This window comes from Brevibacterium sp. VCM10 (genome assembly GCF_000583215.1).
Taxonomy (GTDB): Bacteria; Actinomycetota; Actinomycetes; order Actinomycetales; family Brevibacteriaceae; genus Brevibacterium; species Brevibacterium linens.
Genome location: NZ_JAJB01000017.1, coordinates 1 through 11,204 on the forward strand (window position 1 = coordinate 1; position 11,204 = coordinate 11,204).

An 11,204-nucleotide genomic window follows, 5' to 3' on the forward strand; every position below is an offset into this window, starting at 1 on the left:
GGGCCGCCGTCGGGTAGTTCGCAGACGCCTATTGCCGGTCGGCCGATGCGACGGACCTTGAGAACCCTCGTGTGGAGGACTAGCGTGGATTGACCACCGGAAGCCGTATGGCTTCGGTGGACCCCTGACTGCCGAAGGAGGCGGACAATGGCTGAGAACGTTGCTCAGAAGCTCATCCGATCGCATCTGGAGTCCGGGGAGCTCACTCCCGGAAGCGAACTCGGGATCCGGATCGACCAGACGCTCACCCAAGATGCGACGGGCACCCTGGTCATGCTCGAGCTCGAGGCCCTCGGCCTCGACCGGATCCGCACGGATCTGTCCGTGCAGTACGTCGATCACAACCTGCTGCAGACCGATGAGAAGAACCCGGAGGACCACGAATTCCTCCGCTCTGCCGCGGCACGGTTCGGTCTGTGGTTCTCCCCTGCCGGCAACGGCGTCTCCCACCCTGTCCACCAGTCCCGTTTCGGCAAGCCGGGGGCGACTCTCATCGGCTCGGACTCCCACACCTGTGCCGCCGGTGCCTTGGGAATGCTCGCCATCGGCGTCGGCGGACTTGAAATCGCCATGGCCATGGCTGGTGAGCCGCTCTTCATCAGCGCCCCGCAGATCATGGGCGTCGAACTCACAGGCACCTTGCCCGACTGGGTCTCAGCCAAGGACGTCATCCTCGAGATGCTGCGTCGCCATGGCGTCAAGGGCGGTGTCGGAAAGATCATCGAATACCACGGGGACGGGCTGCGGAATCTCACGGCCATGGATCGTCACGTGATTGCGAACATGGGAGCCGAACTCGGCGCCACCGCCACGGTCTTCCCCGCCGATGATGCCGTCCGCGACTACTTGGAAGCCGTTGACCGAGGCGAGGACTTCACCCGCATCGAGGCCGACGAAGGTGCCGAATACGATCTCACCGACAGCATCGATCTCTCGCAGCTCGAACCGCTCATCGCCGCGCCGTCGTCTCCGGGCAACGTCACTCCGGTGCGCGAGGTCGCCGGTGAGGACGTCTTCCAGGTCGTCGTCGGCTCCTCGGCGAACCCAGGGCTGCGGGACTTCGCCGTCGTCGCCGAAACACTTGCCCACCGCCAGATTCATCAGCAGATTTCGCTCGACATCAATCCCACCTCACGTGAGGTCCTTGCCGACCTCATCGCCGGCGGATGGCTGACCTCACTGGTGGCTTCCGGGGCCCGGATTCACCAATCCGGCTGCATGGGCTGCATCGGCATGGGTCAGGCTCCTGCGGTCGGGCGCAACAGTCTGCGCACCATGCCGCGGAACTTCCCGGGCCGGTCGGGCACGGATGAGGACTCCGTGTGGCTGTGCTCGCCGGAGACCGCGGCTGCTGCCGCACTGACCGGGAAGATCACCGACCCTCGCGACCTCGACATGGACTATCCCGAGGTGCGGCTGCCCGAGAAGTACTCCGCGAACCGCAAGATGCTCGTCTCGCCGCTGGAACCAGAGGAAGCCCGATCGGTCGAACTCGTCAAGGGAGCGAACATCTCGACCTTGCCGGACTTCGATCCGCTGCCCGATGACATCGATCTGGAGATCCTGCTCAAGGTCGGCGACAACGTCTCCACCGACGAGATCATGCCCGCCGGCTCCCGCGTCTTGCCGTACCGGTCGAACATCCCGAAGATCTCAGAGTTCGTCTACATCCAGGTCGATGACACCTATTCCACCCGTGCCGCCGAGCACGACGCCGGGCACGCGATCGTCGGTGGGGAGAACTACGGTCAGGGGTCCTCACGTGAGCATGCGGTCATCGCTCCCCGCTATCTCGGTCTGCGGGTAGTGGTGGCGAAATCATTGGCGCGGATCCATTGGCAGAACCTCGCGAACTTCGGCGTCCTCGCCCTCGAGTTCACGGACGAGTCCGACTACGAGTCACTGTCCCAGGGCGATGTACTTGAGTTCCGTGGTCTGCGCGATGAACTCGGCGAAGGGACGACGATCACCGCCGAGGCGACCGGCCGAAAGTTCGAATTCCGCCATGGCCTGTCGCCCCGTCAGGTCGAGATGGTCCTCGCCGGCGGTCGCATCGCCCAACGCGCCGCCCACCTCGCCTGACCCCTCAGAACTACCTGACGGCGGCCCAGCAACCTTGCACGAGGTATCTGGGCCGCCGTCGGGTAGTAATTAAAAAGAGAAGACGGCCCGGGCCACCCACTGGTTGGGGGTCCGGGCCGCCGTCTGTGTTCGAGCGGTCAGGCGCTCACGATCTCAGAGCCTGTCAGCCCTTGACCTTGGCCTCGATGGCCGCACCGACCTCGGCGTCGATGTTCTTCCAGTACTGGATCGCATTCGACAGCACCGGCTCCTCGACTCCGTCGGAGAGTCCGCCCGCGACGGTCTCGATGAGACCCTGGCGCTCCTCCTCGGTGTAAACCTCGCGGACCAGGGTGTGTGCCTGGCCGAAGTCGTCGTCCTCGGCGTGCAGGCTGTAGGCGCTGCGCACCAGCTCGCCGTCGGCCTCCCAGCCGTTGTCGACCGGGCCCTGCTCGTCCTGGTAGGAGCGTCCGTACGAGTTCGGGGCGTAGACCGGTGCATTACCCGAGTGGTGGTACTGCATCTGGCCTTCCTTGTCGTACGAGTTCGTCTTCGTGACAGGAGCGTTGACCGGCAGCTGGTTGAAGTTCGTGCCGATGCGGTTGCGCTGTGCATCCGGGTAGGAGAACACGCGGCCCAGCAGCATCTTGTCCGGCGAGAGCCCGGTTCCCGGCACGGTATTCGAGGGGCTGAACGCAGCCTGCTCGATCTGTGCGAAGTGGTTCGAGGGGTTCTCGTTGAGGGTGAACTTGCCGACCTCGATGAGCGGGTAGTCCTTCTTCGACCAGGTCTTGGTCAGGTCGAAGGGATTGAAGCGGTAGTCCTTGGCCTCTTCGTACGGCATGATCTGCACGCTGAAGGTCCAGGACGGGTAGTCCCCGCGCTCGATGGCGTCGAACAGGTCGCGGCGGTGCATGTCCGCGTCCTCGCCGGCCATCCGACCGGCTTCCTCGTTGCTCATGTTCTCCACACCCTGATCGGTGTGGAAGTGGTACTGGACCCAGAACTTCTCACCCTCGGCGTTGACCCACATGTAGGTGTGCGAGGAGTAGCCGTTCATGTGGCGCCAGCTCTTGGGCAGACCACGCGGTCCCATGAGGTAGGAGACCTGGTGTGCCGATTCGGGCGACAGCGACCAGAAGTCCCACTGCATGTTGTTGCTGCGCAGACCCGAGTCAGGGGTGCGCTTCTGCGAGTGGATGAAGTCGGGGAACTTCATGGGATCGCGGACGAAGAACACGGGGGTGTTGTTGCCCACCATGTCGAAGTTGCCCTCTTCGGTGTAGAACTTCAGCGCGAATCCGCGCACATCACGCCAGGAGTCGGGCGAGCCGAGCTCACCGGCGACGGTGGAAAAGCGGGCCAGCATCGGGGTCTTCTTGCCCGGCTGCAGGAAGTCGGCCTTCGTGTACTTGGAGACGTCCGCGGTGATTTCGAGCTCACCGAAAGCGCCGGATCCCTTGGCGTGGGGGCTGCGCTCGGGAACTCGCTCACGGTCGAAGCGAGCAAGCTTCTCGACCAGCGCCACGTCGTGGAGCATCAGCGGCCCGTTCGCGCCCACGCTCAGCGAGTGAGCATCGGATTCCCGCGGCGCACCTGACTCGGTGGTCGTTGCCTTCGTACTGTCGTGGCCAGCATATTCATGATCTGTATGTTGCGTCATCACATCTCCTTCAACCGTGTGATTTGAGGCGGCGTCACTCAGCCCGCGATCATGGCCACCGGTGAGATGCGGTTCCCGCCGGTGCAGCTGATCGATCGGCTGAGCGCCGTTCGCCCAGTCTCGATATCCCGACTTCGGCAGAACACTGTCGGAGTTAGTTTCAACCTAGCGATGTTCTCCGCTTCATACAACCTAGGGCGGGCTGTCTAAATTCCCGCCCTCGACATCGTCCGGCTCACCCCTCCGCCGAGGCGGCCGACCCACCACCCGTACCGCCGGTCGAACCGCCGGTTCCGGATCCGCCCGAACCCGACGAGCCGCTGCCTGAACCGCTGCCCGAACCATCCGAGCCGGATCCGGAGCCTGTGCTGCTGCTTGTCCCACCGCTGGTGTCCCCGGAGCTGCCGGCGCCATCGGTCGAGATGGAACCGCTGCTCGCATCGGTGCCGTCGGTGCTCGTCGAACTGCCTATGGAATCGCTCGTGCCCGTCGTCGCGTCCGTGCCCTGAGAGCCCTGCCCCTCGGCCGCACCTTCGGCGCCGGTCTCCCCCGCCGAGGAGGACTGACCGTTCTGCGTGGTCGATCCGCTGTTCGATGAGCTCTGACTGCCGTCGGTGCCCGACCCGGATCCGCTCGACGATACGTCCCCGCTGGTTCCGGAGTCCGAGGTCCCGTCGTCGGTGACGGATTCGTCGTTCGTCGACTGCCCGGTCACCGATCGTGAGATCTGCGAGGTGCCCGGTGAGATATCGGCTTCGGTGAAGTTCTCGGCCATCACGACCGCACCGAGTCCGATTCCGAAGGCAGCGACGCCGATCGTCAGCGGATAGAGGACCCGCTTGCGGCGCAGCTTCTGCCACCAGGTGCGGGCTCGGCTCTCGGTTTCGCTGCCATCACCGTCCCCAGCCTCGGACTTCCCTTCATCCGGCGCCGAGGCGGCCGTCGCGTTCGCATTGCCCGCTGTCGGTTCCGGCGGGGCGAAGGCGGAATCCTCGGCGAGCGAGGAATCGACGGCAGTGTTCTTTCCGGAGGGGTGCTTCGCGATCTTCGCTTTGACTGCCGGAGCGAGTTTGGACCCGACTTCTTGGATCTTCTCTTTGCCCTTGTCGAGGCTGCGGCCATAGAGGGTGACCGCCAGGGCAGTGACGATGCTCGCGACTCCGGCGCCGACGACCGTGCCGGCGACACCGAGCTGACCGCCGATGACCGAGGAGGTCGCAGCGGCGCCGGCACCTGCCAGCAGCTGAGTGGCCGAGATCCGGCCCTCTGAGGATTTCTCCTCTTTCTCGTCCTCGACCGTCTCTGCCGCTTCGGCGACGGCGGTCGGGGAGGCAGAAGTGACCGAAGCAGGCGTCTGTGAACCAGCAACTGTGTCCGGCAACGTCTTCGTCTGCTGTTGGGCGGCCTGGCCGTCGTGGCGGATCGGGTTGGGCGGCATCACCTTGGTGACGACGTGTTCGGTGGGCTCGGCCGCGGGGGCCGGGTGGGAACTGACGATCTCTTCGGTGATCAGCGGCAGGGTCTGGGAATGCCCCGGCAGACGAGTTTCGTCGTTGTGCTCGTGCTGTCTGATCTTGCCGCTGTCGCCGACCGTCAAAGTTCCTCCAATTTCCGGTGGAGAACCATTCTCGAACATGCACGTTCGGGGATCCTGACACTACCCGTCCGAAACTGAGAAAGGCCTGATGGAAATGTCCGGAAACGGCGACTTCACCTGGGACGATACGCAGGAATGTGACGCCCGTGACAGTCGGTTCTCACCGACTTCTCAGATGTGCGCGTCGCCACTTTCGGAGTGGAGGACGGCCACCGAGACCTCATCTGGAGCAACCTCGCCCCGCTCGAGCTCGAGCAACTGAAAACGCGGGAAATCGACCCCCGATTCGAGAGTGAGCACAAACCGGAATCTGCTGGCCGGGAACTGCTCACCGATGCTCATCTGCAGCTCTCCGTGGGCCGAGGCGGATCCTTCACCCGCACCAGCGCCGGAGTCGCCGGCGCCGTCGCCGGCGCCGTCGTCAGCGACCATGAGGTTGACGGCGAAGCAGGGTTCTGCCAATCCGACGAGGCTCACGTTCTGACTTCCGTGGAAGTGCTCCGGACTGAGCGCCGGCACCGGGTGCACGTGTCCGTCGATCTCCAGGGCCACCTCGGCGGTGGGGAGGAAGGTGCGCGCCATTCCGGGCAGGGCTGAGAACGGCCCCACACGTTCGAGTCGGGCGATGCTCAACCGCCATGGACGCAGCCCTGGAGTCAGTTGCGCGGAGTCAGCCAGGGAGACGAGCTCAGTGGTCTGACCGGCACCATTGGCCCACGGGATCGGGTCACGGTCAGCAAACGAGGCGAGCGCGCGCACGACTCAGCGCGCCACGGGCGGGTGGGGCCGCCTCGGTGGTGTGATCATCCCTTGCAGAGACAGAACGGGTGGCCGGCCGGGTCGAGGAATACGCGGAACGTCTCTCCCGGCTGTTCGGGGGCTTTGCCCGCACCGATCTCGAGCACGGCCTTCTCGGCGACGTCGAGGTCGTCGACCATGACGTCGAGGTGCATCTGCTGCGGGTGGGCCTGACTGGGCCAGCTGGGTGCGTGGTAGTCCTCGACCTGCTGGATGCAGATCGGCGGCCAGGAGTTGGAGACGACTTCTGCCCAGGTGCCGTCGTCTTCGACGGTGACCGACCAGTCCAGGAGTTTGCCGTAGAACTCAGCGAGTTCACCGGCGTCAGGGGCGTCGAGCACGACAACGGGCTGCTTTGCGATAGCCATGTCCCGAGTCTACGTCGCCGCACTGACGCGGCGAAGGGGTCCACGCTAGGGCGTAGGATTGTTGAGCAGATCCGCCGATGCTTCCGCAGTCCGCATCGGCTTCCCACAGTGAAGGTTCGCGATGAGTTCTCATGCCCTGCCTGCCACCGGTGATCCGGCGGTCTACATCATCCACGACAATCCGGAATGGATCGCCCCGTTCACCGAGGCGCTCGACCGCCTCGGCGTCGCACACGTCGAATGGCTGCTGCCCGAGACCTTGATCGACCTGTCCGCCGAGCCTCCTGCCGGAGTGTTCTGGTCGCGGCTGTCGGCATCGGCGCACACCCGAACCGATCCGCATGTGAAGGAGTACGGCCGCGCCGTCCTTGACTGGCTGGCTGCGGCGGGCCGTCGGGTCATCAACGGTCGAGGGGTCTACGAGCTCGAGGTGAGCAAAATCCGTCAGCATCGCGAGCTGTCCGGTCACGGTTTCGACGCGCCGCGCACCGCGGCCGCGTTCGGGCCGCAGGCACTCGTCGAGGCCGCTGCCGGCTTCACTCCCCCGTTCATCACGAAGCACAATCAGGGCGGCAAGGGCCTCGGTGTACGTCGTTTCGACTCCCATGCCGAGCTCGAGGCGGTCGCCGCTGAGTTCGCGCCCGGTGGAGCGAATGCGCCGATCGACGGCATCACCCTCATCCAGGAGTATGTGCAGCCGGCTCAGCCGTTCGTCACCCGCGCGGAGTTCATCGGCGGACGTTTCCACTATGCGGTGCGCGTCGACGTCTCGGGCGGATCGTTCGAACTCTGCCCGGCCGATGCCTGCACGATTCCCGGCGCCGGGGCTGCTGCCGACGTCGAGGCGACTCCCCAGTTCGCCCTTCGTGAGGAGATCACGGCCGCAACGCCGCTGATCGGCCGCCTCGAGTCGCTGTTGGCCGACCTCGGCATCGAGATCGCCGGCATCGAGTTCATCGAGACCGCTGACGGCCGGCAGATCGTCTACGACATCAACACGAACACGAACTACAACCCGTCCGTTGAGTCCGCCGAGCAGTCGTCAGGCCGTCAGTCTGCCGCCGACCGGATCGCGGAGTACGTGTCCGACACCCTCGCCGAGGCGGCCCCACAGTCGGTCTCCCCCGCCGGGTCCACAGCCCGGTGAGGTCCCGGGACACGGTCCTACGACACCTGTTGGCTGAGCTCCGCGCAGTCCGGCCGGGGCAACGTGCGCTCATTGCCCTCGATGGGGTCGATGGGGCCGGGAAGACAATGCTCGCTCACGAGCTCGTGAATTTGGCCAAGACCGTTGCGAACGTTCCTGGACATATTTCCGACCGCCGGGTCACCGCCATCAGCATCGATGGCTTCCACCACGCTCGGGCGATCCGCTACGCCCAAGGCAAGGGGCCCGACACCTTCTATCGCCGTTCCTATGACTACGGAGCATTCGTCGATTCCGTCGTCGAACCATTTCGACGAGGCGGCTCGATCGTTCCAGCTGTGTGGGACGTCGAGGCGGATCGGCCGATTGCTCCGGAGCCTCTGAGTCTGCCGAACGACTGTGTCCTCCTCATCGAGGGAATCTTCCTCCACCGGCCCGAGCTCGTGGATCCCTGGGATGCGAGTGTGTGGGTCGATGTTCCGTTTGAAGTCTCGGTCCCACGAGGAAACGACCGGTTTGCCGGAGCCTTCGACGCCGATCCCGAGGCCACATCGAATCATCGCTATGTCGGCGGTCAACGACTGTACTTCTCCGAGGCGTCTCCGCGGGAGAACGCGACATGGGTATTCGACAATCGAGACCTGGACCGGCCGAACCTAATCCGGTGAGTACCGGCGGAGGGCGTGGAACAACGATGACAACCACAGGTATCGGTGCATCGATCGAGGTGGCCGCCGACGGAGCGGTGTCGGCGCTGATGAGTTCGACAAGCAGACGGTGGGCGGAAGCGGTCGACCGCAGATTCGTCCGGGAGCTCTTCGCCGGCAGCATCGACGACGCCGTGATGTGCGACTATCTGGTGCAGGACTATCAGTTCTTCGAGTCGTTTCTGTCCATGCTCGGCGTGTGCGTGGCTCACGCCGATGAACTTGAGGCGAAGCTGCGGTTCGCTCGACAGCTGGGAATGCTCGTCGCCGATGAGGACACCTATTTCGTCGACTCCTTCGCCCAATTGGGAATCGACCCAGCCGAATATCTCCACTCGGAGCTGGCGACACCGACTGCGAACTTCCGCGATCTCATGGACTCGTCAGTAGCCTCGGCGTCGTATCCGCAGCTGCTCGTCGTCCTCGTCGTGGCCGAATGGCTCTATCTCGACTGGGCCGAGTCCCGAAAGGAAATGCCGCAGCGACAGGTTCACCGAGGTTGGATCGACCTCCACCGAGGCGATGCCTTCCGCGGGTGGGTGCAGTTCCTCGTCGACGAACTCGAGCGTGTTTTCCCGGCAGCCGACGACCAGAGTTCAGAAGCCGAGACCCTCACCCGCATCTGGCAGCGGGCGGTCGACCTCGAAGTCGCCTTCTTCGACAGAGCTTACCGACGATGCTGAAAGGCTCACGCTAATCGCATCGAAGTCTCGAAAATTTTCACGCTAGAACACTCAGCGATCTCGTCTACTGGTGGCACGATGACTTCATGAAGAACTCAGCTGTCAGAAAGTATGAAAAAGAAGGTCTCGAGATAGCTCGAATGTTCACTCGGGCCATCGATATCGTATTTCGCGGGGACAGAGCCCATTCGAAAGACGTCGGTGAAGCAAGCGCCGGGAAGCGAAAGCAAGAGGCCACAGCACAAGCGTTACTTGACTACATCCTCAGACAAGATGACGAGGCGACGAATTTCGCTCGAGCTTTGAAGTTCCGCGGCGACATCTGGAGCACCGACAAAGAAGTCACTTTCACCGAGGGCAATAGAGTTGACCACGTCCTCTATCGGGACAGCCAACCCACTATCTATATCGAAGACAAGGTGTGGGCGCAGTTCGGCTCTCATTAGCTAGCGAGATATGAGGCAGAACTCGTCGCCAGCAATCCGGACGGGCTCCTGATCGTGTTAATACCCGAGCGTAGAACGGAAGAAGCAGCTCGACATATTGGAGACGAAAGGAGCCCCGACTCGACCCGTATCGTTTCCTGGAGGGAGCTGCCAACCCTGGTAGCAAATCACACCGACAAACCCCATCTTTGGCATGCATTATCTACCTTCGCCGAGGAGACAGGTAGTAGCAACCTCATTGAGTTGGCCACGAGCGATTCATTTCCTCGGTCCCGTGAAATAGCCGAGAACATCTCTCTCTTTCTGTCATCGGCAGACGAAATATCTGAGGCCTTCCATGAAGCTAGCGGATCTGCGAGAGGCGAGAAAGGCAGTCGTCGTCGATTCAAATTTTCACACAATGACGGAAACGACCGTCCTTGGCTCCAATCCGGCGCGACCGGAAACGAGAACTGGGGGTTGGACATTGATCTGGGGTATGACGGGAAAAGTGGAATTTGGCTGTTCCACCAGAAATCTGATCACTATTTTGACCTTAGAATCGGATATTTCCGGAATTCGCTGTCCCCGACTGCGAGGCGCAGAATAGAAAAATTGGCCCGACGGTGCGTCGTCGAGCGTACAGAGCTGGATTACGTTGAGGAAGAGTTCCGCCGACTTGGCACCTATCTATCGAACGAGGAGCAAAACTCACTGAACGTGCTCCTACATGTGTTCGACGTCAGAACTGCACGGAACTACTTTCCGACAAGTACTGTTTTCGCGGGCATAAACGATGAGACATACAGACACGGAATGCGGTTCTCGCTCGGCGACCGTACAGTCGAAGCATTCCTCGGACCGCCAGTCGGAAAGGCGTGGATTCGCTCCTCAATATTCATTCGGCATGACGACGACGAATTCGAGGTACGTCCGAAAGCGCGGCAAACAGGCAAAGATTACGTACTGTCGGTTTGGCAGGCGATAGCTGATCACCTCCTCCCCTAGACTGGCCACATGAGCACTGGTGTTGATGCAGTCGTCGTCGGAAGTGGTCCCAACGGCATGGCCGCCGCCGTCACCCTGGCCCGCGCCGGGCTGAGCGTCGAAGTGTTCGAAGCTCAGCCGACGATCGGCGGCGGTGCCCGCACCCTCGACCTCGGACTGGCCCCAGGCATCACTCACGACATCTGCTCGGCCGTCCACCCACTGGCCATCGCCAGTCCCTTCTTCGTCGACTTCGACCTGCGCGCTCGCGGCATGGAGCTGACGACTCCCGATATCTCCTATGCCCAACCGCTGGATAACAAGCCCGCCGCGCTGGCCTTCCACGATCTCGATGAGACGGTCGACCGCCTCGGCGAGGCAGGACCCGAATGGCGGCGATTCTTCGCACCGCTCCTCGAACGTGTCGATGACGCGATCTGGCTCTCCCTCGGTGACAAACGCTCCGTGCCCGAGACCCTGCGCGACGTTCCAGGCATCGCGAACATCGTGAAATTCGGTCTCCGACTGCTGAGCCAGGCCAGTCCTGTCTGGAACATTCCGCTGTCCCACGAATCGACGCAGTCACTGTTCACCGGGGTCGCCGCACACGCCATCGGCGGGCTGCCGGCGATGGGCACGGCCGCCACCGCCACGATGCTCTCCACGGTCGCCCACGCCGGCGGTTGGCCGGGTCCCGTCGGCGGATCCCAGGCGATCATCGACCACCTCGTCGCCGATCTCGAAGCCCACGGCGGCACTGTGCACGCA

General features: G+C 63.2%; 10 protein-coding genes. 6 read left to right on the forward strand and 4 right to left on the reverse strand.

All coding sequences use genetic code 11. The features are described 5' to 3' along the window. Nucleotides 1–147 precede the first annotated feature (147 nt). Complete coding sequence (locus AD89_RS0104295) at nucleotides 148–2,082, forward strand: aconitate hydratase (protein WP_025777377.1); 1,935 nt, start codon at nucleotides 148–150, stop codon at nucleotides 2,080–2,082. Nucleotides 2,083–2,245: 163 nt separating this feature from the next. On the opposite strand, the gene AD89_RS0104300 is transcribed toward AD89_RS0104295, so the two are convergent. From AD89_RS0104300 to AD89_RS0104315, 4 genes are all read right to left on the reverse strand, one after another. After that, nucleotides 2,246–3,724 carry a catalase gene (locus AD89_RS0104300; RefSeq protein ID WP_025777378.1) on the reverse strand — a complete coding sequence of 493 codons (1,479 nt, stop codon included), beginning with the start codon at nucleotides 3,722–3,724 and terminating at the stop codon, nucleotides 2,246–2,248. Between the two features lie 235 nt (nucleotides 3,725–3,959). Beyond that, a complete protein-coding gene (locus tag AD89_RS19205; RefSeq protein WP_025777379.1) occupies nucleotides 3,960–5,321 on the reverse strand; it encodes a hypothetical protein in 1,362 nt (453 codons plus the stop codon). A 171-nt stretch (nucleotides 5,322–5,492) separates the two neighbouring features. Then, a complete protein-coding gene (locus AD89_RS19210) occupies nucleotides 5,493–6,080 on the reverse strand; it encodes a HutD family protein (protein ID WP_025777380.1) in 588 nt (195 codons plus the stop codon). Nucleotides 6,081–6,124: 44 nt separating this feature from the next. Further along, complete coding sequence (locus tag AD89_RS0104315; protein ID WP_025777381.1) at nucleotides 6,125–6,487, reverse strand: VOC family protein; 363 nt, start codon at nucleotides 6,485–6,487, stop codon at nucleotides 6,125–6,127. Between the two features lie 121 nt (nucleotides 6,488–6,608). Here AD89_RS0104315 and AD89_RS0104320 point away from each other — a divergent pair, with 121 nt between their 5' ends. The 5 genes from AD89_RS0104320 to AD89_RS0104345 all read left to right on the forward strand — a co-directional run. Further along, entirely contained in the window at nucleotides 6,609–7,634 is a 1,026-nt protein-coding gene (locus AD89_RS0104320) for an ATP-grasp domain-containing protein (RefSeq protein WP_025777382.1), read from the forward strand. Nucleotides 7,635–7,741: 107 nt separating this feature from the next. Further along, on the forward strand, nucleotides 7,742–8,302 hold the full coding sequence (locus AD89_RS0104325; protein WP_081770330.1) for a uridine kinase: 561 nt from the start codon (nucleotides 7,742–7,744) through the stop codon (nucleotides 8,300–8,302). A gap of 26 nt (nucleotides 8,303–8,328) precedes the next feature. After that, nucleotides 8,329–9,024: a TenA family protein gene (locus AD89_RS0104330; RefSeq protein ID WP_025777384.1), complete on the forward strand. Its 696-nt coding sequence runs from the start codon at nucleotides 8,329–8,331 to the stop codon at nucleotides 9,022–9,024. Nucleotides 9,025–9,110: 86 nt separating this feature from the next. After that, the gene (locus tag AD89_RS0104335; protein ID WP_025777385.1) at nucleotides 9,111–9,470 is read left to right on the forward strand and encodes a hypothetical protein; all 360 of its coding nucleotides are present in this window, start codon (nucleotides 9,111–9,113) and stop codon (nucleotides 9,468–9,470) included. A gap of 996 nt (nucleotides 9,471–10,466) precedes the next feature. Further along, nucleotides 10,467–11,204, forward strand: a 738-nt coding sequence (locus AD89_RS0104345; RefSeq protein ID WP_025777387.1) for a phytoene desaturase family protein, incomplete at its 3' end; no start/stop codon positions are given.

Coding starts and splice junctions, on each gene's coding strand:
- AD89_RS0104295 (WP_025777377.1), top strand. CDS start 148: ATGGCTGAGAACGTTGCTCAGAAGCTCATCCGATCGCATCTGGAGTCC.
- AD89_RS0104300 (WP_025777378.1), bottom strand. CDS start 3,724: ATGACGCAACATACAGATCATGAATATGCTGGCCACGACAGTACGAAG.
- AD89_RS0104315 (WP_025777381.1), bottom strand. CDS start 6,487: ATGGCTATCGCAAAGCAGCCCGTTGTCGTGCTCGACGCCCCTGACGCC.
- AD89_RS0104320 (WP_025777382.1), top strand. CDS start 6,609: ATGAGTTCTCATGCCCTGCCTGCCACCGGTGATCCGGCGGTCTACATC.
- AD89_RS0104325 (WP_081770330.1), top strand. CDS start 7,742: ATGCTCGCTCACGAGCTCGTGAATTTGGCCAAGACCGTTGCGAACGTT.
- AD89_RS0104330 (WP_025777384.1), top strand. CDS start 8,329: ATGACAACCACAGGTATCGGTGCATCGATCGAGGTGGCCGCCGACGGA.
- AD89_RS0104335 (WP_025777385.1), top strand. CDS start 9,111: ATGAAGAACTCAGCTGTCAGAAAGTATGAAAAAGAAGGTCTCGAGATA.